Annotated in this window: 20 protein-coding genes; 15 read left to right on the top strand and 5 right to left on the bottom strand. The window is 61.8% G+C overall.

The annotated features are described in order from the left end of the window. Positions 1-4 precede the first annotated feature (4 nt). The 6 genes from ACODR6_RS14905 to ACODR6_RS14880 all read left to right on the top strand — a co-directional run bounded on the left by ACODR6_RS14905 (position 5) and on the right by ACODR6_RS14880 (position 6435). The gene (locus ACODR6_RS14905; RefSeq protein WP_489022788.1) at positions 5-1024 is read left to right on the top strand and encodes an aldo/keto reductase; all 1020 of its coding nucleotides are present in this window, start codon (positions 5-7) and stop codon (positions 1022-1024) included. A 9-nt stretch (positions 1025-1033) separates the two neighbouring features. Further along, positions 1034-1480 (top strand): RbsD/FucU family protein, encoded by a 447-nt coding sequence (locus tag ACODR6_RS14900; protein ID WP_130279144.1) that lies wholly within the window; start codon positions 1034-1036, stop codon positions 1478-1480. A gap of 210 nt (positions 1481-1690) precedes the next feature. Then, positions 1691-2677: an ABC transporter substrate-binding protein gene (locus ACODR6_RS14895; protein WP_112713569.1), complete on the top strand. Its 987-nt coding sequence runs from the start codon at positions 1691-1693 to the stop codon at positions 2675-2677. Positions 2678-2798: 121 nt separating this feature from the next. Beyond that, on the top strand, positions 2799-4352 hold the full coding sequence (locus tag ACODR6_RS14890) for a sugar ABC transporter ATP-binding protein (protein WP_489022787.1): 1554 nt from the start codon (positions 2799-2801) through the stop codon (positions 4350-4352). 28 nt (positions 4353-4380) lie between these two features. Beyond that, on the top strand, positions 4381-5355 hold the full coding sequence (locus ACODR6_RS14885) for an ABC transporter permease (RefSeq protein ID WP_112713573.1): 975 nt from the start codon (positions 4381-4383) through the stop codon (positions 5353-5355). Positions 5356-5415: 60 nt separating this feature from the next. Beyond that, positions 5416-6435: a zinc-binding alcohol dehydrogenase family protein gene (locus tag ACODR6_RS14880; RefSeq protein WP_489022786.1), complete on the top strand. Its 1020-nt coding sequence runs from the start codon at positions 5416-5418 to the stop codon at positions 6433-6435. Positions 6436-6441: 6 nt separating this feature from the next. Here the strand turns inward: ACODR6_RS14880 and ACODR6_RS14875 are convergent, their stop codons facing one another. After that, the gene (locus tag ACODR6_RS14875) at positions 6442-7164 is read right to left on the bottom strand and encodes a copper homeostasis protein CutC (RefSeq protein ID WP_489022785.1); all 723 of its coding nucleotides are present in this window, start codon (positions 7162-7164) and stop codon (positions 6442-6444) included. Between the two features lie 34 nt (positions 7165-7198). Further along, positions 7199-8410: a LysR family transcriptional regulator gene (locus ACODR6_RS14870; protein WP_489022784.1), complete on the bottom strand. Its 1212-nt coding sequence runs from the start codon at positions 8408-8410 to the stop codon at positions 7199-7201. Between the two features lie 420 nt (positions 8411-8830). On the opposite strand from ACODR6_RS14870, the gene osmF reads away from it, so the two are divergent. The 6 genes from osmF to ACODR6_RS14840 are packed head-to-tail and all read left to right on the top strand — an operon-like array spanning position 8831 to position 15545. Next, the gene (gene osmF / locus ACODR6_RS14865; protein ID WP_203429657.1) at positions 8831-9739 is read left to right on the top strand and encodes a glycine betaine ABC transporter substrate-binding protein OsmF; all 909 of its coding nucleotides are present in this window, start codon (positions 8831-8833) and stop codon (positions 9737-9739) included. A gap of 58 nt (positions 9740-9797) precedes the next feature. Beyond that, on the top strand, positions 9798-10964 hold the full coding sequence (locus ACODR6_RS14860) for an ABC transporter permease (protein WP_489022783.1): 1167 nt from the start codon (positions 9798-9800) through the stop codon (positions 10962-10964). After that, entirely contained in the window at positions 10961-11905 is a 945-nt protein-coding gene (locus ACODR6_RS14855; RefSeq protein ID WP_489022782.1) for an ABC transporter ATP-binding protein, read from the top strand. The genes ACODR6_RS14860 and ACODR6_RS14855 overlap by 4 nt, the downstream gene beginning before the upstream one ends. Continuing rightward, positions 11902-12651: an ABC transporter permease gene (locus ACODR6_RS14850; RefSeq protein WP_489022781.1), complete on the top strand. Its 750-nt coding sequence runs from the start codon at positions 11902-11904 to the stop codon at positions 12649-12651. The genes ACODR6_RS14855 and ACODR6_RS14850 overlap by 4 nt, the downstream gene beginning before the upstream one ends. A gap of 46 nt (positions 12652-12697) precedes the next feature. Further along, positions 12698-13093, top strand: coding sequence for a VOC family protein (locus ACODR6_RS14845; RefSeq protein WP_489022780.1), 396 nt, complete (start codon positions 12698-12700; stop codon positions 13091-13093). A gap of 10 nt (positions 13094-13103) precedes the next feature. Then, positions 13104-15545: a glycoside hydrolase family 2 protein gene (locus ACODR6_RS14840; RefSeq protein WP_489022779.1), complete on the top strand. Its 2442-nt coding sequence runs from the start codon at positions 13104-13106 to the stop codon at positions 15543-15545. A 57-nt stretch (positions 15546-15602) separates the two neighbouring features. Here the strand turns inward: ACODR6_RS14840 and ACODR6_RS14835 are convergent, their stop codons facing one another. After that, positions 15603-15995 carry a PRC-barrel domain-containing protein gene (locus ACODR6_RS14835; protein WP_112714372.1) on the bottom strand — a complete coding sequence of 131 codons (393 nt, stop codon included), beginning with the start codon at positions 15993-15995 and terminating at the stop codon, positions 15603-15605. Positions 15996-16229: 234 nt separating this feature from the next. On the opposite strand from ACODR6_RS14835, the gene ACODR6_RS14830 reads away from it, so the two are divergent. From ACODR6_RS14830 to ACODR6_RS14820, 3 genes are all read left to right on the top strand, one after another. After that, positions 16230-17930 carry a long-chain fatty acid--CoA ligase gene (locus tag ACODR6_RS14830; RefSeq protein ID WP_489022778.1) on the top strand — a complete coding sequence of 567 codons (1701 nt, stop codon included), beginning with the start codon at positions 16230-16232 and terminating at the stop codon, positions 17928-17930. A gap of 423 nt (positions 17931-18353) precedes the next feature. Then, positions 18354-19979, top strand: coding sequence for a glucose-6-phosphate isomerase (pgi, locus tag ACODR6_RS14825; protein ID WP_489022777.1), 1626 nt, complete (start codon positions 18354-18356; stop codon positions 19977-19979). 119 nt (positions 19980-20098) lie between these two features. Next, on the top strand, positions 20099-20902 hold the full coding sequence (locus ACODR6_RS14820; RefSeq protein WP_489022776.1) for an alpha/beta fold hydrolase: 804 nt from the start codon (positions 20099-20101) through the stop codon (positions 20900-20902). A gap of 2 nt (positions 20903-20904) precedes the next feature. Here ACODR6_RS14820 and ACODR6_RS14815 read toward each other — a convergent pair whose 3' ends face one another. Both ACODR6_RS14815 and ACODR6_RS14810 read right to left on the bottom strand, forming a co-directional pair. After that, positions 20905-21831 carry a carbohydrate kinase family protein gene (locus tag ACODR6_RS14815; RefSeq protein ID WP_489022775.1) on the bottom strand — a complete coding sequence of 309 codons (927 nt, stop codon included), beginning with the start codon at positions 21829-21831 and terminating at the stop codon, positions 20905-20907. A gap of 61 nt (positions 21832-21892) precedes the next feature. Further along, on the bottom strand, positions 21893-22588 hold the full coding sequence (locus ACODR6_RS14810; protein ID WP_112713601.1) for an orotate phosphoribosyltransferase: 696 nt from the start codon (positions 22586-22588) through the stop codon (positions 21893-21895). Between the last annotated feature and the right edge of the window lie 77 nt (positions 22589-22665).

Here is a 22665-nt window from a genome sequence, read left to right as displayed (position 1 = left end):
AATGATGAAGACGAGGAGGATCGGCAAGACGGATCTGCAGGTGACCGAAATCAGTTTCGGCGCCGCAGCTCTCGGCGGCCTTTACCGCGCCTGCCCGCGCGACCAGGCCATGGAAACGCTGGAAGCCGCCTGGTCGGCTGATATCCGCTATTTCGACGTCGCGCCCTGGTATGGCCTCGGCCTCGGCGAGCGCTATGTCGGCGATTTCCTGCGGTCGAAGCCGGAGAATGACTATGTGCTGTCGAGCAAGGTCGGGCGCCTGTTGCGCCCGGTTCCGACGGGCACCGTTCCTGACTACAGCTATGTCGACCCGCTCTCCTTCGATGCCGATTACGACTATTCCTATGACGGAATCATGCGTTCCGTCGATTTCAGCTACGCGCGCCTCGGCCTCAACCGCATCGATATTCTCTATGTCCACGATATCGGCGGCTATACGCATGGCGCGGCCAAGAATGCGATCTATCAGAAGCAGCTACTCGACAGCGGCATCAAGGCGCTGGACCAGCTGAAATCCAGCGGCGCGATCAAGGCATTCGGCCTCGGCGTCAACGAGGTGCCCGTCTGCCTCGACGTGATGCGCAACGCCGATATCGACGTCATCCTGATGGCCGGGCGCTATACGCTGCTGGACCGCTCTGCCGTTGCTGAGCTGATCCCGCTTTGCCGCGAAAAGGGCACCAGCCTCGTGGTCGGCGGCGTCTTCAATTCCGGAATCCTGGCGACAGGGGCGGTCCCCGGCGCGCATTTTGACTATATGGCGCCGACGCCTGACGTCGCCGCCAAGGTGAACGCCATGGAAGAGATCGCCAAGCGCCACGGCGTTCCGCTTGCTGCGCCTGCCCTGCAGTTTCCGCTGCGCGACCCGATCGTCTCGTCGGTGCTGATCGGCACCGCCAAGGCATCGAGCGTCGACCGCAACATGCAGCTCTTCGAGCCGCGGCTGCCGGACAGCATTTACCCAGAATTCGAAAGTCAGACGCTGGTCGCCAAGCCCTTGGGCAGCGACGCCGTCCGCGTATAGGAGTGAAGCATGCTCAAGGGTATCCATCCCGTCCTCAGCCCCGATCTGCTTCTGGCGATCGCCAGGATGGGGCATGGCGACGAGATCGTCATCGCCGACGCCAACTTTCCGTCGGCCAGCATGGGGCCGGAGATGATCCGCGCCGATGGCGTTTCGGCGACCGATATGGCCGAGGCGATCCTGACGCATTTCCCTCTCGATACCTTCGTGCCGGAAAGCGCATGGCGCATGGAAGTGGTCGGTGATGCCGCCGCCGTGCCGGAGGTCTGCAAGGAGTTCCAGGCGATCGTCGACCGCAAGGCCGGCGACTTCCGCATCGCCACGCTGGAGCGCTTCGCCTTCTACGAGCGTTCGCGCAAGGCGGCCTATATCGTCGCGACAACCGAATTCCGCCTCTACGGCAATCTGATCCTGAAGAAAGGCGTCGTTCTTCCGGAAGAGGTCTATCGCGGCTGATTGTAATTTTAGAGCATCTTTGAATTGATGGAAAAACATAAGCTTACGGAGGATTGAAGAGAGCAAAAAAGGCGAAATTGCCCCACTTGCAATTTCAAAAGGCCTCAGCTAGCTTCATCGAGCAAATGTTTTTTATCGATAAAAATCGTCCGCCTGCGTTCAGCGGTCTGGTTTCCTGGAGGAGAACGCAACTTGGGAGGAGAACCCACAATGAAAATGAAGTCCCTTCTGTCGCGCCGTAGCTTCACGGCGCTCGCAGGCGCAGCGATGATCGCAACCACAATGCCGGCCGCGTCCTTCGCTGCCGACGTGACGATCCCGATCATCGTCAAGGACACGACGTCCTTCTACTGGCAGATCGTTCTGGCCGGCGCCCGCAAGGCCGGCACCGATCTCGGCGTCAAGGTACCGGAACTCGGCGCACAGTCTGAATCCGACGTCAACGGCCAGATCAGCATCCTCGAAAACGCCGTTGCCGGCAAGCCGGCCGCTGTCGTCATCTCGCCGACCGAATTCAAAGCGCTCGGCAAGCCGATCGACGAAGCTGCAAAGTCCGTTCCGATCATCGGTATCGACTCCGGCGCTGACTCCAAGGCCTTCAAGTCGTTCCTGACCACCGACAACGTCCAGGGCGGCCGCATCGCTGCCGACGGTCTGGCCGCTGCCATCAAGGGCGCCACCGGCAAGGAAGAAGGCGAAATCGCCATCATCACCAGCATTGCCGGCGCCGGCTCGCTGGAACAGCGCCGCGAAGGCTTCCTCGATCAGGTCAAGACCAAGTATCCGGGCCTCAAGGTCATCGCCGACAAGTATGCTGACGGCCAGGCAACCACCGGCCTCAACATGATGACCGACCTCATCACTGCCAACCCGAACATCGTTGGCGTCTTCGCGTCCAACCTGATCATGGCACAGGGCGTTGGTCAGGCGATTGCTGAAAACAAGCTCGGCGACAAGGTCAAGGTCATCGGCTTCGACAGCGACGACAAGACGGTCGGCTTCCTGAAGGACGGCGCACTTGCCGGTCTCGTGGTGCAGGACCCCTATCGCATGGGTTACGACGGCATCAAGACCGCGCTGGCCGTCTCCAAGGGCGAGAAGGTCGAGCAGAACGTCGATACCGGCGCCAATCTGGTGACCAAGGCCAACATGGCTGAACCGAAGATCGACGCTCTTCTGAACCCGAAGATCAAGTAATCTTCTGTCGAGGCCGCGCGCAAGAAATTCCGCGCGGCCTTTTCTTCACCTGTGTTATCGTCCGCACATGGAGAGCGGGCGACGGTGGAGGACCGGAATTCGCATATGGGAGGAGAGGTCCATGGACGGACTGGAAGAGGTCAGTCATCGCCACGATGACAGTGCCACGCTGAAAGAGGCAAGCCGTATTCCGGCAGGTTCGCCCATTCTGGAACTCAAGGGATTGCAGAAGAATTACGGCTACGTCCAAGCGCTGAAGCCAGCGACAGTGACGTTTCTGGCCGGTGAAATTCATGCGATCGTCGGCGAAAACGGCGCCGGCAAATCCACACTCATCAAGCTTCTGACCGGCGTCATCACCAGAACCGCCGGTGAAATTCTCTGGTGCGGCCATCCGGTCGGCCTGTCGTCGCCGAATGAGGCGATCGCCCGCGGCATCAATGCCGTTCACCAGGAAGTGGTGCTTTGCCCGCATCTGACGGTCGCCGCCAACCTCTTTCTCGGCGACGAGGTCAACAAATTCGGCCTGATGCGCAAACGGCAGATGGTCAACATGGCGCAGACCGTGCTCGACGACCTTGGCTTCGGCCTGCCTGCTGGTGCGCTGCTCAGCGATCTGACAATCGGCCAGCAGCAGCTGGTCGCGACAGCGCGTGCGGCAATGCGCGGCACGCAGTTCCTGATCTTCGACGAACCGACAGCCTATCTGACGCGCCAGGAATCGGCACAGCTCTTCAAGCTGATCCGCCGTCTGCAGGCCGAAGGCGTGACGATCGTCTATATCAGCCATCGCATGGAAGAAGTGTTCGAGCTCGCCGACCGGGTTTCGGTGCTGCGCGACGGAACGCATGTCGGCACCCGGCTGATCGGCGAGACCAACGAGAATGAACTGATCGCCCTGATGATCAACCGCTCGATCGAACAGATCTATCACAAGGAGCAAGTGCCGATCGGCGAGACGATCGTCGAAGTGCGCGGTCTCTCGGGACCGGGTTTCGAGGACGTGTCGCTGAGCGTCAAGGCAGGGCAGATCGTCGGCCTCTACGGCCTGATCGGCGCCGGACGCAGCGAATTCGCGCTCGGGCTCTACGGCCGGGAGAAGACGACTGCAGGTGAAATCCACTGGATGGGCAAGAAGGTCGACATCAAGAACGAGCGCGCCGCCATGGACCTCGGCATCGCCCTGGCGCCTGAAAGCCGCCGTGACCAGGGCCTCTGCCTCAATCTGCCGATTGGTCTCAACATCAATCTGCCGGTCTTCAAGCGGCTGAGCAGCGGTCCGGTGATCAACCACAGTGTGGAAACGGCCAACGCCGAAAAGCAGATCCGCGATCTCAGCATCAAGACGCCGAGCCGCCGCGTCAACGCCTCCAGCATGTCCGGCGGCAACCAGCAGAAGATCGTCATCGGCAAGTGGCTGAGCCATGGCGCGCGGCTGTTCATCTTCGACGAGCCGACCGTCGGTGTCGACGTCGGTACCAAGGCGGAAATCTACCGGCTGTTTTCCAAACTTCTGAAGGAAGGCGCGGGCATCATTCTGATCTCCTCCTACCTGCCTGAGGTTTACGAGCTCGCTGACCGGCTGCATGTGTTCCGCGCCGGCAAGCTTGTCGCCAGCCATGATTTCCACGCGGCGTCGCACGAAGAAGTGCTTAGCGAAGCGATCGGCGTCTGAGCAAGAAGAATAAGAGGGAGAGAGAACAGTGACTGCAACCCCCACCGAAATTGCACCGCCGCCACCACGCCGCAAGGTCAATATCCTTTTCGGCCTGACGCTGATCGGCTTGCTGCTCTTCCTCTGGCTAATGCTCGGAATTTTCACCGCCAGCTTCTGGACGCCGCTGAACATCAGCAACCTGCTGCGGCAAGGCTCGATGACAGCAATTCTGGCGCTGGGGCAGACCTTTGTCATCATTACCGCGGGTATCGACCTGTCGGTCGGCGCAATCGTCGGCTTTGCCGGTGTCATCATCGCCTGGCTGCTACAGGCAGGGGTGCCGGTGTGGGCAGCGATCCTGATCACGCTGCTGTTCGGCGTGCTGATCGGCACGTTCCACGGCTTCGGCATCGTCAAGATGGGCCTGCCGCCCTTCATCATCACGCTGGCGACGCTGACGTCGCTGCGTGGCGTCGGCCTGCTGATCACCAACGGCTCGTCGATCAACATCGTCAACGAGGACTTCTCGAACTTCGCCCGCGCCGATTTCCTGGGCATCCCGAGCCTGTTCTGGATGGTCATCCTGGTAGCGGTGCCGAGTTTCGTCTTCCTGCATCTCAGCCGCTGGGGACGCTACCTCTTCGCCGTCGGCTCGAATGCGGAAGCCGCGCGCCTTTCCGGCGTCAACGTCAACCGGATGATCTTCCTCGCCTATATCCTCTCGGCAACCTTCGCCGCCTTCGTCGGCGTGCTGCTCGCCTCGCGTATCGCCATTGGTAACGCGACACAGGCTGATGGTTGGGAGCTGCAGGCGATCGCCTCGTCGGTGATCGGCGGCACCTCACTGTTCGGCGCGGTCGGTTCCGTCCATGGCCCGCTGATCGGCGCCTTCATCCTGGCGACCATCAACAACGGCGCCAACCTCTTGAACGTCAACTCCTTCTGGCAGCGCATCATCACCGGTCTTCTGATCATCGTGATCGTCTATTTCGACCAGCTGCGCCGCCGCCGGAGCGTCTAAGACAACGACATGAAGCCGGTCGCGAGGCCGGCTTCTTCATTTCAGAATGCGAGAACCAAGATGAAAGCAGTGCTTTGCCAGAAGCCCGGCGTGCTCGAAACCGTCGAGCGCCCTTCCCCCGGCACGCCCGCTCCTGGCTGGGTGCGGCTGGCGGTCAGCCATGTCGGCATCTGCGGCACGGACTACCACATCTTCGAAGGCAAGCATCCCTTCCTTGAATATCCGCGCGTCATGGGCCATGAGATTTCGGCAACCGTCATCGAGGCCGGCGACGGCGTGGCGATGGCGGTGGGCACGCCTGTCATCGTCAATCCCTACCTTTCCTGCGGAAGCTGCGTTGCCTGCCGCAAGGACAAGCCGAACTGCTGCACCAACATCAAGGTTCTCGGCGTTCACACCGACGGGGCGTTCTGCGAAGAGATCACCGTGCCCGCCGGCAATCTCTACGCCGCCAAGGGGCTAAGTCTCGAGGCCGCCGCGACTGCCGAATTCCTGGCGATCGGCGCCCATGCCGTCCGCCGGTCGATGGCGCCTGCTGGCTCTCGCTCCCTGGTCATCGGTGCCGGGCCGATCGGGCTCGGTGCCGCAATCTTCTCGCGGATCGCAGGTCATGAGGTGGCGCTGCTCGACACCAGCACCGAGCGGTTGCAGATGGCGGCCGAGCGTTTCGGCTTCCAGTCAGGCATCGTTGCGAATGAGGCGGTTGCGGATGCGGTGAAGGCCGTGACGGATGGCGATGGTTTCGATGTCGTGTTCGATGCCACGGGCTACGGGCCGTCTATGGAGAAGGCCTTCGGTTTCGTTGCCCATGGCGGCGCGCTGGTGCTCGTCAGCGTCGTTAAGGACGATATCCGCTTCTCCGATCCGGAATTCCACAAGCGGGAAATGATGGTGATCGGCAGCCGCAATGCGACGCGCGTCGATTTCGAGCATGTGGCGGATTCGATCGCCAAGGGTCTCGTCCCGGTCGAAAAGCTGATCACCCACCGCACGACGCTTGCCGATGCGCCGCGGGATCTTGCCCGCTGGGCGCATGAGAAGAGCGGCCTGATCAAGGCCGTCATCAAGGTCGCCGGTTGATCCCGTTCAGATCGCGTCGATGACCTGGCGCATCTGCCTGACGACTGCGGTATCCGTCTGATTGGCGCTCGGCGCTTCGAAGCCGAAAGCAACGGCGCGCGAGTCCATGCTTGCGACCGGCGAGCTGCAGGAGCCGTGGATTTCCCGGGCACCGGTGGCACGCAGGATTTCGGCGGCATTCGACGGACGAACGCCGCTTCCCGGCATGATCGAGATGCGGCCGGCGGCCCTGGCGGAAAGACGCTTCAGGGTTTCCAGACCGTCCATAGCCTTCGGCACGCAGCCCGAGGTGAGGATGCGTTCGCAGCCGAGCTCGACCGCCTGCTTCAGCGCCGCGTCGGCATCCGGAACGAGATCGAAGGCGCGATGCAGCGTCGAGCCGAGGCCCGCGGCATGCGCCTTGAGGCGATGGATGAGCGGCATGTCCAGCGTGCCATCGGGCCGGTTGGCGCCGATGACGACGCCGGCGAGGCCGAAAGCCCTGACGGCATCGATATCCGCCATCATCGCCGCTTCGTCGGCGGCATCGAAGATAAACGGGCCGGCATGCGGGCGGATCATCGCATAGACCGGAATTGGTGCTGCCGCTGCGGCCTTCATCATGCCCGCGACGGGGGTCAGGCCGCCAACTTCGAGGGCAGAGCAGAGCTCGATACGGTTGGCGCCGCCTTCGATTGCGGCGGCAAGGCCCTTGGCGCTATCCACGCACACTTCAAGCAAAACCGGCATCTCTCATCTCCCTCGTATTGGCGCGCCGAACGCTCTACGCCATGACCGGCGATTTTGCGATGGGCTGGCCGACGATTTTGCCGACGGCCTCGATGATCATCGTGCAGGCATCCGCCGAGGCTTTCCGGTGGTTGAAGGCAACATGATAGGAAATCGGGATCGGCTCGGCGAGATCGACGATCCGGACGCGATCGGCGATCGGCAGCGCGCTGACGCGGCCGAGGAACGAGACGTAGCCGTGATTGGCGACGAGATCGACGATCACAGGCAGGGAATCCGCCGCCCGGATATCCTGATTGCGGAAGCGGCGGCTTACCATGCCGGCGCGGCTCAGTTCCGTTGCAGCATCGCCCAAGCCGGTGCGCTCGCTCGGCGTACAGATCGGGTGAGCGGCGACGAGCGCTGCGACATCCGTCTCCGTGCTGCCAGGCGGGGCGATCGCGACGAGATCGGTGCGCAGCAGCTCACGGTTCTGGAAGCTTTCGAGGCCGAAGACGGAATCGAGGATGGCGACGTCGATGCGGCCGGATTTCAGCGCTTCACGCAAATCGTCGGCGGTCATCGAAATCAGCGAGATGGCATTCTTGTTGCGGCCGCTATTCCAGTCGGCGACGAGCGCGCCAAGGCAGCGGGCCACCCAGCTTTCCGCACCGGTCGGGATGATCGAGCCGATGCGCAGCGAGCGCGCCGTGCGCTGATAGCGTTCGTCTGCCGCCGATTTCAGATCGTTCCAGGCCTGGCTGATTGCCGAGAAGATCGCGTAGGCGCGCCTGCCGTCCTCCGTCAGCGCCGAGCCCTGGGCCTGCCGCTCGAAAAGCTTCTGGCCGGTGAACTTCTCCAGATTGGCGATCTGCAGGGAAAGCTGCGGCTGACCGAGACCGAGGCGGCGGGCGGCGCGATTGATGCTGCCCTGATCGGCGACTTCAAGGAAGCGCTCCATCGTGGCGATCTTCACCGGGATGCGCGCGGCCCAGCCTTCGAACTCCTCCGGCGCCTCTCCGGATAGCTCGGCGAGATGCGCGATCGCCTCCAGTATCGGCGTCAATCCCTGGCGCACCTGGCTGCTTGCGATCAGCGTCACCAACTCTCCGGCGCTACGTTCCGTCAGCTTCAGCGCCAGCTCGCTTTCGAGGTTCGAGACGGCCGCGGAGACCGTCGACGCAGCAAGCGAGAAGCGCCGTGCCGTCTCCCTGACGGAGCCCGACGAGAGGACGTTGCTGGCGATGAAAAGAGCGCCGAGATGCAAAGCGCCGACCTCCGGAAGTGACTGAAAAGCGGACACTATTGTGTGTTCACGAAAAAAGATATCCCTTTTCGGAATCCGCAGGCTATCGTCACCGGACAAGAAAAGCGGGGCCAGTGGCTGATTAGGCGATTGAGCACCCGATGATCGTGGAAACACGCAAGGGGACAAAAACAAATCGCTGCGGCGTTGCAGAACGAAATGCAATTGCGCGCATAGCGTTGCTTTCACGGCGATAATCGCGCCGCGATCGCAAATACTGGAGAGGGGTTGCATCGATTTTTCGAGAGCGCACACTATTTCCATGATGCTCGTAGGTCCGGCATTCCGGCGGGTTGTCCGTCTGGGCCGGGGGATTTCACGCGTGGAGCTTTCCGTTGGGGTCTCCGCGTTCGTAAACGGTGTTAACCAAGGGGACACTCCATGCTGAAGAAACTCGCGCTTGCCGTTTCTATTTCCGCCTTCGCGGCGGGTGCGGCCCATGCTGCCGACGTCGTCGTTTCGTCGAAGATCGATACCGAAGGCACGCTGCTCGGCAACGTCATCGCGCTCGCCCTCGAAGCCAACGGCATCAAGACGCAGGACCGCATCGCGCTCGGCGCAACGCCTGTCGTTCGCAAGGCGATCACCGCCGGCGAAATCGACATCTATCCTGAGTATACGGGTAATGCCGGCTTCTTCTTCAACAAGGCCGATGACGCCGCCTGGAAGAATATCGACCAGGGCTACGAGATGGCCAAGAAGCTGGACTATGACGCCAACAAGATCGTCTGGCTGACGCCCTCGCCCGCCAACAACACCTGGGCTCTCGCTGTACGCAGCGATGTCGCCGGTCCGAACAATCTTAAGACCATGTCCGATTTCGGCAAATGGGTTGCCGGTGGCGGCGCTGCCAAACTCGCGGCATCCGCCGAGTTCGTGAACTCCGCCGGCGCGCTGCCCGCCTTCCAGACGACCTACGGCTTCAAGCTGACGGCTGATCAGGAAGTCGTTCTCTCCGGCGGCGATACCGCGGCGACGATCAAGGCTGCGGCCGACCAGACCAACGGCGTCAACACCGCCATGGTCTACGGCACCGACGGCGCCATCGCGGCGGCCGAACTCGTCGTTCTCGAAGACGACAAGAGCGTGCAGCAGGTCTATGCGCCGACGCCGATCATTCGCGAGGAAGTGCTGAAGGCCAATCCTAAGATCGAGGAAGTGCTCGCCCCGATCTTCAAGAGCCTGACGGCTGACGAGCTCCGGAAGCTCAACGCCAAGATCCAGGTCGATGGCGAACCGGCAAAGTCCGTTGCCGAAGGCTACCTGAAGGAAAAAGGTTTCCTGAAGTAATTCGCAGTGCTCCGCCCTCCGGGGCGGAGCATCCTTCTTTCCGGACAGGGATGGATCGATGGAAGAAACCTTAGCGGTCCGCAAACTGGACCGGCTCGGCGTGGTTCTGGTGATTGCTGGCGTTCTTGCCACTGCACTTCTGCCCTTCATCTATGTGAAGGCAAACCGCATTGCCTCAGGCAAGCCGATGCTTCTCACGCAGCTTCTCGACCAGCCCGCCGCCATCATTCTCACTCTCCTGCTCATCGCCACCGCCTTTGCAGCGCTCTTCCTGCAGAATGCCGTGCTGCGGCTTGCGATCGGCACGCTGGCGCTTGCGGCGCTGATCGCGGCGATCGGCTTTGCCGCCACCGCCTTTACGCCGCCGAACAGCAATGCCGCGCGCATGACGCCCGGCGGCAGCTTCTGGATCCTGCTCGGCGTCGTCGGCCTGATCATCTCCGATGCGCTGGTCAAGATCCGGCTTACGCCCTGGATGCGGGTCGGCGCGCTCATTGCCTACAGTGCGCTGCTGGCCGTGTGCCTGACATCCGGGCTGCTCGACAGCCTGTCGATCATGAAGGAATTCGCGACGCGTTCGGCGCAGTTCTGGACGGAAGCCAAGTCGCATCTTCTCCTGGCTTTCGGCTCGCTTGCGATCGCCATCGTCATCGGCCTGCCGCTCGGCATCTTCTGCTTCTGGGTGCCCAAACTTCGTTCAGCCGTGCTGCAGGGGCTCAGCCTCATCCAGACGATCCCGAGCCTGGCGCTCTTCGGCATCCTGATGCTGCCGCTCGGCTATATCGCCACGCATGTGCCGCTGGCCGCCGAGCTCGGTATCCGCGGCATCGGCACGGCGCCGGCGCTGATCGCGCTCGTGCTCTATTCGCTGCTGCCGATCGTCGCCAATACCGTGGTCGGCCTCGAAGGCGTCGATCCCTCGGTGCGCGATGCGGCAGCCGGCATGGGGCTGACGCGACGCCAGATCCTGACCGGGATCGACCTGCCGCTGGCGCTGCCCGTCATCGTCACCGGTATCCGCATCGTGCTGGTTCAGGCCATCGGCCTCGTGACCATTGCCGCACTCATCGGCGGCGGCGGCTTCGGCATCTTCATCTTCCAGGGCATCGGCCAGACGGCGATGGACCTGGTGATGCTCGGCGCCGTACCGACAGTCTTCTTCGCCTTCTCATCGGCCGTCATCCTCGATGCGGTCATCGACAGCATACGGGGATCCGCCGCATGACCATGATCGAGATCAGGAACGTCACCAAGCGCTATGGCGCCGCCACCGTCGTCGACAATGTCTCGATGAGCGTCGAAAAGGGATCGGTCACCGTGATCGTCGGCACGTCCGGTTCCGGCAAATCGACGCTGATGCGGATGATCAACCGGCTGGTGCCGATCACCGAAGGTGAGATTTTCGTTGCCGGCCAGAATATCATGGACGCGCCGGTGACCGAGCTTCGCCGTAAGATCGGCTATGCGATCCAGGGCCACGGCCTTTTCCCGCATCGCACCGTCGCGCAGAATATTGCGACCGTGCCGCAGCTTCTCGGCTGGGATGGCGCGCGGATCGCCAAGCGCGTCGATGAGTTGCTCGGCCTCTTCAATCTCGACCCGGCCACCTTCGCCGAGAAATACCCGCATCAGCTCTCCGGCGGCCAACAGCAACGTGTCGGCGTGGCACGCGCGCTTGCGGCAGAGCCGGAAGTGTTGCTCATGGACGAGCCCTTCGGCGCGCTCGACCCCGTCATCCGCGGCAAGGCGCAGGACGATCTGCTGGCGATCCAGAAGCAGTTCGGCACGACCGTCATTCTCGTCACCCACGACATGGATGAGGCCTTCCACCTCGGCAACCAGATCGCCGTGATGAGCGGCGGCAAGCTTTTGCAATGCTCGACGCCGGAGAAGATCCTGACCGAGCCCGCCGATCCCTTCGTGCAGCAACTGACGGGAACCTCGGACCGGGCGCTGAAGCTGATGTCGCTGTCGCCGCTGAGGGAAAGCATGGCGCCCGCCAAGAGCGGCCTCGGCTTCTCGCTGCCGCAATCGCTGAGCCTGCGGGACGCGCTGGCGGAAATGATCTGGCAGGGCGCCGAAGAGGCCGTGGTCACTGACGGCGCCAAGGCCCCTGTTGGCTCGATCTCGATGAGCAAGCTGATCGAGCTGGGTCGCAAGGCATGAAGTTCATCGTCGCCAATATCTTCCGTGTGGCGGCATTCGCGCTGCTCCTGATCCTGCTTTTCAGGACGGAGTGGCTTTCCTTCATGCTCGTGCCGCTGACGAGCAACAACGCGCCGCCCGTCTATACGCAAAATAGCTTGCCGTCTCTGGGGCTGGCGCATCTGGAGCTGGTGATCGGCTCGATCGTCGGCACGGCCATCCTGGCGATCCTTGCCGGCGTCTTCGTGACCCGCAAGAGCGGTGAGGATTTCCTGCCGCTGTCTCGCGCCATCGCCAATGCCGGGCAGACATTTCCGCCTGTCGCGGTTCTGGCGCTTGCTGTTCCGGCGACCGGCTTCGGGGCTGCGCCGACGCTGATTGCGCTCTTCCTTTATGGCCTGCTGCCGATCTTCGAAAACACCGTTTCCGGCATCCGGCAGGTCAACCCCGCCGTGCTCGATGCGGCCGACGGAATGGGGATGAACCCGACGCAGCGGCTCTTCAAGGTGGAGCTTCCGCTCGCGCTGCCGCTGATCCTCGAAGGTCTGAAGGTGGCGACCGTCATCAATATCGGCACGGCGACGATCGGCTCGACGGTTGCCGCCAAGGGGCTTGGCGAAGTGATCATTGCCGGACTGATTTCCGACAATACCGCCTTCATCCTGCAGGGCGGTCTGATCGTCGGCCTGATGGCGGTGCTGATCTATGACGCGATGGGTGTCGTCGAAAGCGCGATTACCCGTAGAATTGGCTTGCGCCCCGCCTGATCCGGCAGCTACCAAGGCTGCCGTGATACGGCAATAGGAGGCCGCCTTGGCAAAGATGATCCACTCCATGATCCGCGTTCTCGACGAGGCGCGATCCGTCGAGTTCTACGGCAAGGTCTTCGGCCTCACGGTTGCCGATCGCATCGACTTCGAGACCTTCACACTCATTTACATGAGCAATCCCGAGACCGGCTTCGAGCTGGAACTGACGGTCAACAAGGGCCGTATCGAGCCCTACAATCTCGGCGACGGCTACGGCCATCTCGCCGTCTCCGTCGATGAAGTGGCGGTCGAACACGCGCGGTTGGAGAAGGCCGGGCTCAATCCGGGCAAGCTGGTCGAGCTCAATCGCGACGGCAAGCTCTTCGCCCTGTTCTTCTTCATCACCGATCCCGACGGCTACAAGATCGAAGTCCTGCAGCGCCACGGCCGTTTCCAGTAAGAGCATCCGCATGATCGAGAAAACAAAGCTTCATACCGGCTGGACCCTTTCCTGCAACGATACAGCCCGGCCCAGACTGCCCGAAACCATCTCCGCCACCGTGCCCGGCTGCGTCCATACCGACCTGCTGGCGGCGCGCCTCATTCCGGACCCCTATCTCGATGTCAACGAGATCACCAACGACTGGATCGGCCGCTGCGAATGGGTCTACCGGCTCAATTTCGATGCGGCGCCTGAAACCCGCAAGGTGCAGGAGCTGGTCTTCGACGGGCTGGATACGATCGCGACGGTCTGGCTGAACGGCGAAGAGATCGGCCGGACCTTCAACCAGCATCGCACCTATCGCATCGATGTTTCGAGCCGCCTCAAGGCCGGAGCCAACGAGCTGGCCGTCACCTTCCATTCCGCCTATGCTTATGGCGCGGAGATGGAAAAGCAGTACGGCTACCGGCCGAACAACTATCCCGGCCCGGGCAACCTGATGCGCAAGATGGCCTGCAACTTCGGCTGGGATTGGGGTCCGACGCTGGTAACAGCGGGTATCTGGAAGCCGGTGCGGCTTGAAAGCTGGGATCGCGCCCGCCTGACGGAAACGCGTGTTTCCGCGACGCTTGCCGGGGGTGATGGCGTTGTGACGATCAACGCGAAGATCGCTGCTGAGCAGGACGGTCAGGGCTGCTCGATCGTTGCGCAGATCGGTGGCGTATCGCAGACTATCGAGGTCGGTGCTTCAGGCGACGCAAGCTTCAAGGTGACGGTTCCCTCGCCGCAGATCTGGTGGCCGCATCATCTTGGTGGGCAGCCGCTCTACCCGCTCTTGATCGAACTTCGCGATAACGACGGCCACATATTGGACAGCTATTCGAAGGAGATCGGCTTTCGCTCGGTCCGACTCGACACCGCGCCGGATGAGCACGGCTCAGCCTTCACCTTCGTCGTCAACGACGTTCCGCTCTTTGCCTGCGGCGCCAACTGGATCCCCGACGATTGCTTCCCGTCGCGCGTCACCGCCGAGCGCTATGCGGCACGGATCGATGAGGCGAAGGCGGCGAATATCAACTTGCTGCGCGTCTGGGGCGGCGGCATTTTCGAGCGGGACGAGTTCTACGAGGCCTGCGACCGGGCAGGCATGATGGTCTGGCAGGATTTCCTCTTTGCCTGCGCCTCCTATCCCGAAGAGGAACCACTGCGCAGCGAAGTGGAGGCCGAGGTTCGCGACAATGTTGTCCGCCTGATGCCGCATGCGTCGCTGATCGTCTGGAACGGCAATAACGAGAATATCTGGGGCTTCGACGAATGGGGCTGGCGCCCGATCATCAAGGACGGCGTCAGCTGGGGTCTCGGCTACTATCTCGATGTACTGCCTAAGCTCTGCGCCGAACTCGACCCTGACAGGCCTTACTATCCCGGCAGCCCCTACTCCGGCACGATGGATATTGAGCCGAATGACGATCGTCACGGTTGCAAGCATATCTGGGATGTCTGGAACGATGTCGGCTGGGAGGTCTACCGCAACTATATCCCGCGCTTCTGCTCCGAATTCGGCTGGCAGGCGCCGCCAAACTGGGCGACGCTGGAGGAGAGCGTGCATGATGCGCCCCTGACGCCGCAATCGCATGGGGTCTTCCATCATCAGAAGGCGACGCAGGGCAATGAGAAGCTGATCCGCGGCCTTGCTGGACACCTGCCGGTGCCCGAGACCATGGATGACTGGCATTTCGCGACACAGCTCAACCAGGCGCGCGCCATCCGCTTCGCGATCGAGCACATGCGCTCGCACCGGGCGATCTGCAAGGGCGCTGTTGTTTGGCAGTTCAACGATTGCTGGCCGGTGACCTCATGGGCAGCGCTCGATTCCGCCGGCCGGCGCAAGCCTCTCTGGTATGCGATGCAGCAGGCCTTCGATCCGCGCCTGCTGACCATCCAGCCGCGTGGCGACAAGCTCGCGGCCGTTGCCGTCAACGAACGGACGCTGTTCTGGCGATCGAAAATCTCGGGCAAGCGCCTTCGGCTCGATGGCACGGTGCTGGCCGAGTTCGAATTCTGGCGGCTGCTCTGCGACCGGTTCGAAGCGAAGGAATTCGAGCTTGCGGACGACATTGCGACGCCTGACGACGCGGCGAACGAGGTCGTGGTGGTGCAGATGCTCGACAAGTGCGCCTTCCACTATTTCGTCGAGGATATCGATCTGAAACTGCCGAAGCCTGAGATGAAGGTTTCGGTCAGTGCCACTGCCGATGGCGTCGATGTGACGGTCACAGCGGGGACTTTCCTGAAGGATCTCTGCCTGATGGCCGACCGGCTCGATCCGGCGGCCGTTGTCGACAGCATGCTGATCACACTGCTGCCGGGCGAAAGCCATACGTTCTCGATCAGGACCAAGCGGACGTTCAAGGCTGAGGACATCACGCAAGGCGTCGTCCTGCGCTGCGCCAACGATCTCCTGTCCTAATACGCCAAAAGGCCCCGCATGCAGCGGGGCCCTTTCCGGCTCGTCCTAGCGAACGACTTACATCCAGTACGGCGGCACACCGTAATAGTCATAAACACGGCGGCCATTATCGTTGTACCAGGTGTCGTCATCGTCCGCATAGCTCGGCGCGCCTTCGATCTGCTCCTTGGTGAGATCGATGCGGTAGCCGTCGAGTTGGGTATCGTAGTTCAGCTTTTCCCACGGCAGCGGATAGTGATCGTGACCGATCCCCAGAAAGCCGCCGAAGCTCAGCACGGCATAGGCGACACGGCCATCGCGCTTGCCGATGATCAAGCGCTCGATCGAGCCGATATGCTTGCCATCTGCACCATAAACGCGGGTGCCTTCCACGCGGTCGCTGGCAATCAGCGAATGCGTGTCCTTAACGTTGGGATCGCGGCGGCTGGCGTCTGTACCCTGATTAAGCATTTTCAGCTCCTTTGTTGTTTTGCATGATTGGAAAACGCCAGGCCTGAATCATTGTTCCCGCGTCCGTTTCAAATGTGCGGAGGCGAATTGTTGACGTTTACGTCAAAGTTAGTGTAACGCTTATAGCGGCTTGAACCGTTCGGCCATTGGCATAAGCTGCCCGCAAGGATGATGGAGGATCGTCCGGCCGGCAGCCGCGAACCGGCACCGTGGCCGGATAGGGAGAGAGACACGATGAACAGCATTTCCGTGCATCCAGGTGGCGAAAAGCGGCAGAAGCCCTGGCTCGCGACCTATCCGGATATCGTACCGGCCGAAATTCCGCCGCTGGAATACGAATCGGTTGCCGAACTGCTGGAAAAGTCTTGTGAGCGCTATGCCGATCGCGTCGCCTTCTCCAGCATGGGGAAGGCACTGACCTATCGCGATCTCGAAGTGCAGACACGCAAGGTCGCCGCCTGGCTGCAGAGCCTCGGCCTGCAGAAGGGCGACCGCGTCGCCGTGATGATGCCGAACGTGCTGCAGAACCCGGTTGCGGTCTACGGTATCCTGCGCGCCGGGCTAACCGTGGTGAACGTCAATCCGCTTTATACGCCGCGCGAGCTCGAACATCAGCTGCGCGATGCCGGCGCGAAAGCGATCTTCGTGCTCGAGAATTTTGCCCGCACCGTGGAGCAGGTCCTGGTCAAGACCGACGTTCGCCATGTCGTCGTCACTTCGCTCGGTGAGATGCTCGGCGCCAAGGGACTGATCGTCAATCTGGTTGTGCGCAAGGTCAAGAAGCTCGTGCCGTCCTGGTCGATCCCGCAGCACAAGACCTTCAAGCAGGTTTTGTCGGAAGGTGCAGGCCGCTCGCTGCAGCGCCCGACGCTCAGCGGCGATGATATCGCCTTTCTGCAATATACCGGCGGCACGACGGGTGTCGCCAAGGGCGCGATCCTGACGCATCGCAACCTGCTCGCCAACAAACTGCAACTGCAGCTCTGGCTGAAATCGGCCTTCGACAAGAAGAAGCAGCCGGATGTGCTGAACTTCCTCTGCGCCCTGCCGCTCTACCATATCTTCGCGCTGACGGTGAATTCGCTGATGGGCATGTCGCTCGGTGCGCATAACATCCTGATCGCCAACCCGCGCGACATTCCGGGCTTCGTAAAGGAATTCAGCAAGGCCAATGTCCATATCTTCCCCGGCCTCAATACGCTCTTCAACGCGCTGATGAACAATGCCGAGTTCGCCAAGCTCGACTTCTCGTCGCTCGTCATGTCGCTCGGCGGCGGCATGGCCGTGCAGCGGCCGGTGGCGGAGCGCTGGCTGAAGATGACCGGCTCGCACATCACCGAAGGCTATGGTCTTTCGGAGACGTCGCCTGTTGCCACCGCCAACCGCTTCGATTCCCCGGAATTCACCGGCTCGATCGGCCTGCCGATCCCCTCGACCGAACTTGATATCCGCGACGAGGACGGCAATTCGCTGCCGCTCGGCGAAATCGGCGAGATCTGCATCCGCGGACCGCAGGTGATGGCCGGCTACTGGAACAAGCCGGAGGAGACGGCGCGGGTCATGACCCCGGACGGCTATTTCCGCACCGGCGACATGGGCTTCATGGACGAGCGTGGCTATACCAAGATCGTCGACCGCAAGAAGGACATGATCCTCGTCTCCGGCTTCAACGTCTATCCGAACGAAATCGAGGAAGTGGCGGCCATGCACCCGGGCGTTCTGGAATCGGCAGCCGTCGGCGTTCCGGATGGCCATTCCGGCGAGACGGTCAAGCTCTTCGTCGTGCGCAAGGATCCTAACCTGACGGAGGCCGAAGTGAAGGCGCATTGCGCCGAGAACCTCACCAACTACAAGCGGCCGCGGATCATCGAATTCCGCGACGAACTGCCGAAGAGCCCGGTCGGGAAAATCCTGCGCAAGGATCTGCGCGGTTGATCCTCACGCACAATTGAAAGCAACCATAAGATGTGATTTGATCATGCCGTTTCTGGGCAGAAGCAGCAGGGGTCGAGACCAGCCGACCCACCGGTGAGGATGGGCCACACCGGCTTCGGCAAGAGCCTTGCCACTAGAAACGGAGGTGGTGTGATGTGGTGTAAACCGCTGAGCGTCACGCTTATGGTGAGGAAAACCCGGACGAGCTGGTCAGTGTCCGTCCGGGTAACCTACAGAAAATAAGCCCAGGCAGGCGGAGCTACAACTCCGTCTGCCACTCCATAAATATACCCGCACTCTCCCTTTTCATCAAGCGCGGCACAACTTGTGTCATTTTTTGCAGGCAGCTTGTGGCTGAACTTGATTTGCGCCCTACAAAGCGAATAGTTTCCGCAACCCTCTCCGCCTCCAAAGGAGCCTCCCATGAATGCCATCGTCGAAAAGCTGAAGAGCACTGCGGCCGCCACCAAAGCCACCGATATCCGCGCTGCCTTCGCCACCGATACCAAGCGCTTCTCGCGCTTCACCGCCTCCCTCGACGATCTCCTGATGGACTATTCGAAGACCGCGGTGAACGACGAAATCCTGGCGCTGCTCGTCAAGCTCGCCGAAGAGGGCGGCGTCGCGAAGAAGCGTGACGAGATGTTCTCCGGCAAGGCGATCAATTTTACCGAAGATCGCGCCGTGCTGCACACCGCGCTACGCAACCGCTCCAACACGCCGGTGCTCGTCGACGGCAAGGACGTCATGCCTGACGTCAATTCCGTGCTCGCTGCCATGGGCAAGTTTGCCGATGGCATCCGCTCGGGCGCGCTGAAGGGCGCGACTGGCAAGAAGATCACCGATGTCGTCAATATCGGTATCGGCGGCTCGGATCTCGGTCCGGTGATGGCGACGCTGGCGCTGGCGCCTTTCCATGACGGGCCGCGTGCGCATTTCGTTTCGAACATCGACGGCGCGCACATTGCCGACACGTTGAAGCTCGTGCAGCCTGAAACCACGCTGTTCATCATCGCCTCGAAGACGTTCACGACGGTCGAGACGATGACCAACGCGCAGACGGCGCGCAACTTCATCGCCAAGGCTCTCGGCGACGCCGCCGTTCAGCATCATTTCGCGGCCGTTTCCACGGCGCTCGACAAGGTGGCCGCTTTCGGCATCGGCAGCGAGCGGGTCTTCGGCTTCTGGGATTGGGTCGGCGGCCGCTACTCGCTGTGGTCTGCCATCGGCCTGCCGATCATGATCGCTATCGGCCCCGAGAATTTCGGCAAGTTCCTCGATGGCGCCCATGCCGTCGACAATCACTTCCGTCAGGCGCCGGTTACCGAAAACCTGCCGATGCTGCTCGGTCTGATCGGCTTCTACCATCGCAACGTTCTTGGCTATCCGACGCGCGCTGTGCTGCCTTATGACCAGCGCCTGTCGCGCTTCCCGGCATATCTACAGCAGCTCGACATGGAATCGAACGGCAAGGGTGTGACGATCGATGGCACGCCGGTCGAGGGCAATTCCGGTCCGGTCGTTTGGGGCGAGCCCGGCACCAACGGCCAGCACGCCTTCTACCAGCTGATCCATCAGGGCACGAGCATCATCCCCGCCGAGTTCATGATCGCCGCCAATGCCTTCGAGCCCGAGCTGCGCCACCAGCACCAGCTGCTGATGTCAAACGTTCTGGCGCAGTCGGAAGCACTGATGAAGGGCCGCACCTTCAAGGAAGCCAAGAAGCAGCTGACCGACAAGGGCATGGACGACAAGAAGGCGGATTTCATCGCGCCGCACCGTGTCTTCACAGGCAACCGCCCGTCGATCACATTCGTCTATGACAAGCTGACGCCTTACGCGCTCGGCCGCCTGATCGCGCTCTATGAGCACCGCGTCTTCGTCGAAGGCGTGCTCTTCCGCATCAACTCCTTCGACCAGTGGGGCGTCGAGCTCGGCAAGGAACTGGCGACCGGCCTGCTGCCTGTCGTCGAAGGCAAGGAAAGCGCTGCCGGCCACGACTCCTCGACGCAGGGTCTCGTAGCTGCTCTGGCAAAGCTCGCCAAATAAGGCTGCGCTTCAATCGCTTATCGAGCCCATCCGCCAGCGCGGGTGGGCTTTTTTTGTTTGATGCTGTCGAATGACTGGACATCTATTCGTCCTATGGGAAATGCACGAGGAGATTGCCCATGGAATTCGCCGACGACGAGCTTTTCAAATTCGATGAAGACGGCGCTGAGCCGCTCCCCGCCTCCGGCGCGGAAGGCCGGGTTTCGAATGATGGCGCGGAGATCTGGTACGCCAGCTATGGCGCCGGTCCGGCGGTGATCCTGCTGCATGGCGGGCTCGGGAATGCCGGGAATTGGGGCTATCAGGTGCCGGCCCTCATCGATGCCGGATATCGCGTCATCGTCATCGACAGCCGGGGCCATGGCCGCAGCACGCGCGACGACCGGCCGTTCAGCTATGTGCTGATGTCCGGCGACGTGCTTGCCGTGATGGATCGTCTGGAGATTGAGAAGGCATCGGTCATCGGCTGGAGCGACGGCGCCTGCACGGCACTGATCCTTGCCGACCGGCATCCGGACCGCGTCTCGGGCGTGTTCTTCTTCGCCTGCAATATGGATGCGACTGGAACGCTCGAGTTCCGCCCGACGCCCGTCATAGACCGCTGCTTCAGCCGTCACCGGAAGGACTATCAGGCGCTTTCGACAACACCTGAGGATTTCGAAGCTTTCGTGGCGGATGTCGGGAAGATGATGCAGAGCGAGCCGAATTATACGGCTGCAGAACTAGCGGCGATCAAGGTGCCGGTCACGGTTGCGATCGGCGAGAGCGACGAGTTCATCCGCCGCGAACACATGGATTATCTCGCGAAAGCAATCCCTGACGCCGCGTTCGTTCTCATATCAGGCGTCAGCCATTTTGCGCCGCTGCAGCGGCCAGCCCTCTTCAATCGCGAGGTGCTGGCCTTTCTCGGCAGCCAGACCTGATCTCAGAGGCCGATTTCGCGTGCCCATGGCGGGTTCGCGCCAGCACGGGAGACGGTGACAGCCGCAGCCTTGGCGCCGAGCGCCAGGGCATTGCCCAGCGCCTTCTCGTCGAGCGAGGCGACCTGCGCCTTGGTCAGCAGGTTGTCCATCTTGAGCGACGCCAAGACGCCGGCATCGAAGGTATCGCCGGCACCGACGGTATCGACCACGGTGACGCGCTCGCTCGGCACGGTGACCTTGCGCTCGTTGGTGTAGCCGGATGCGCCCTCGGCGCCCTTGGTGATGACCACGAGCTTGGCGCCCTGCTTCAGCCAGTAGGCCGCGAGATCGTCATGGCTGCCTTCGAGGCCGAACCATTCGAGGTCCTCGTCGGAGAACTTCAGGATGTCCGACTTGGCGGCCATGCGCTTGATGCGCGCCATATGGGCTTCCTTGTTCTTGATGAAGCCCGGGCGGATGTTCGGATCGAGTGAGATGACGCGCTTGGCGGCTTCGCGATCGAGCAGCGCCTCGTAGGTCTCGCCGCAGGGGCTCGGGATGAGGCTGATGGCGCCGAAATGCAGCGCTTCGCAATCGTCGCCAAGAACAGGAAGATCATCGATGGTGATCATGCGCCCTGCGGTGCCCTCGTCGTAGAAGGCGTAGGTCGCCTGGCCGTTGACGAGCTTGACGAAGGCGATGGTCGAGGGCCGCGGCGTGATTGCGCAGGGGCTGTAATCGACATTGCTGGCCTTCAGGGTGCCGAGCAGGATTTCGCCCATCATGTCATCGGCAATGCCGGTGAAGAAGGCCGTCGGCACGCCCAGGCGGCCGAGCGCGATCGCGGTGTTGAAGATCGCGCCGCCGGCATAGGGCGCAAAGCCCTTTTCGCCCAGCGTCGTCTCACGCGGCAGCATGTCGATCAGCGCTTCGCCACAGCACAAAATCATCGCAATTCCTCCCAGAAGGCTCTTGTTGTCTCAATCCAATAAGTGAGCTTTTGTCAAAAGGCTAGAGCGAAAGCTCACTGACGCCACCGTTCCGGCCGGACCAGGCAAGCGGCGCGTCCAGGAAGGCTTCGACTTCGCTCAGCGTCTTCTCATCGAACAGCTTCTGCTCCTTGGCTACAGCCAGAACGTTTCGCCAGGTGGCGATATGGTGGAGCTTCACCTTGCCGTCGGCAAAGCGCAAGGCGCCTTCATTGAAGATGCCGTAATAGAAGAGCGCCATGCCGTGATCGACGATGCCGCCGGCTGCGCGGATCGCATCGATGAAGGTGAACATGCTGCCGCCGGCGGTCGTCAGGTCCTCGATGACGAGAACGCGCGACCCCTCGGGCATATGACCCTCGATCTGGGCATTGCGGCCGTGGCCCTTCGGCTTCTTGCGGACATAGATCATCGGCAGGCTGAGGCGATCGGCCAAGAGCGCTGCGAAGGGAATACCCGCCGTCTCGCCGCCTGCGATGCAATCGAAGCGCTCGAAACCGGCGTCGCGGGTGATGACGCTGGCGGCGAAATCCATCACCGCCGAGCGGACGCGCGGATAGGAGAGCAGCTTGCGGCAATCGATATAGACCGGGCTCGCCATGCCGGAGGCGAGCTTGTAGGGCTGCTCGGCGTTGAAGTGGACCGCCTTGATTTCCCATAGCATCTTGGCAAGGAGTTCCGCCATAATGGCGCGGTCGGGAAATGTCGTCTTGGTCATGGCTCTCTCCTTCGGCTTACGGTGCCATGCGGCAATAGCAGCAACGAAAAAATCTTTCCAGTGCCGGAACTTTTTGC

This window comes from Rhizobium sp. FG96, from assembly GCF_057808655.1.
The sequence above is the reverse complement of the archived record's forward strand: the minus strand, read 5'-3'. Positions and strand labels throughout refer to the sequence as shown.

Excerpts from the sequence above, each read along its gene's own strand:
- ACODR6_RS14815 (WP_489022775.1), bottom strand. The coding sequence starts at position 21,831 with ATGATTTTGTGCTGTGGCGAAGCGCTGATCGACATGCTGCCGCGTGAG.
- ACODR6_RS14835 (WP_112714372.1), bottom strand. The coding sequence starts at position 15,995 with ATGCTTAATCAGGGTACAGACGCCAGCCGCCGCGATCCCAACGTTAAG.
- ACODR6_RS14900 (WP_130279144.1), top strand. The coding sequence starts at position 1,034 with ATGCTCAAGGGTATCCATCCCGTCCTCAGCCCCGATCTGCTTCTGGCG.
- ACODR6_RS14880 (WP_489022786.1), top strand. The coding sequence starts at position 5,416 with ATGAAAGCAGTGCTTTGCCAGAAGCCCGGCGTGCTCGAAACCGTCGAG.
- ACODR6_RS14875 (WP_489022785.1), bottom strand. The coding sequence starts at position 7,164 with ATGCCGGTTTTGCTTGAAGTGTGCGTGGATAGCGCCAAGGGCCTTGCC.
- ACODR6_RS14830 (WP_489022778.1), top strand. The coding sequence starts at position 16,230 with ATGAACAGCATTTCCGTGCATCCAGGTGGCGAAAAGCGGCAGAAGCCC.
- ACODR6_RS14905 (WP_489022788.1), top strand. The coding sequence starts at position 5 with ATGAAGACGAGGAGGATCGGCAAGACGGATCTGCAGGTGACCGAAATC.
- ACODR6_RS14890 (WP_489022787.1), top strand. The coding sequence starts at position 2,799 with ATGGACGGACTGGAAGAGGTCAGTCATCGCCACGATGACAGTGCCACG.
- pgi (WP_489022777.1), top strand. The coding sequence starts at position 18,354 with ATGAATGCCATCGTCGAAAAGCTGAAGAGCACTGCGGCCGCCACCAAA.
- ACODR6_RS14850 (WP_489022781.1), top strand. The coding sequence starts at position 11,902 with ATGAAGTTCATCGTCGCCAATATCTTCCGTGTGGCGGCATTCGCGCTG.
- ACODR6_RS14860 (WP_489022783.1), top strand. The coding sequence starts at position 9,798 with ATGGAAGAAACCTTAGCGGTCCGCAAACTGGACCGGCTCGGCGTGGTT.
- ACODR6_RS14855 (WP_489022782.1), top strand. The coding sequence starts at position 10,961 with ATGACCATGATCGAGATCAGGAACGTCACCAAGCGCTATGGCGCCGCC.
- ACODR6_RS14810 (WP_112713601.1), bottom strand. The coding sequence starts at position 22,588 with ATGACCAAGACGACATTTCCCGACCGCGCCATTATGGCGGAACTCCTT.
- ACODR6_RS14820 (WP_489022776.1), top strand. The coding sequence starts at position 20,099 with ATGGAATTCGCCGACGACGAGCTTTTCAAATTCGATGAAGACGGCGCT.
- ACODR6_RS14840 (WP_489022779.1), top strand. The coding sequence starts at position 13,104 with ATGATCGAGAAAACAAAGCTTCATACCGGCTGGACCCTTTCCTGCAAC.
- osmF (WP_203429657.1), top strand. The coding sequence starts at position 8,831 with ATGCTGAAGAAACTCGCGCTTGCCGTTTCTATTTCCGCCTTCGCGGCG.
- ACODR6_RS14895 (WP_112713569.1), top strand. The coding sequence starts at position 1,691 with ATGAAAATGAAGTCCCTTCTGTCGCGCCGTAGCTTCACGGCGCTCGCA.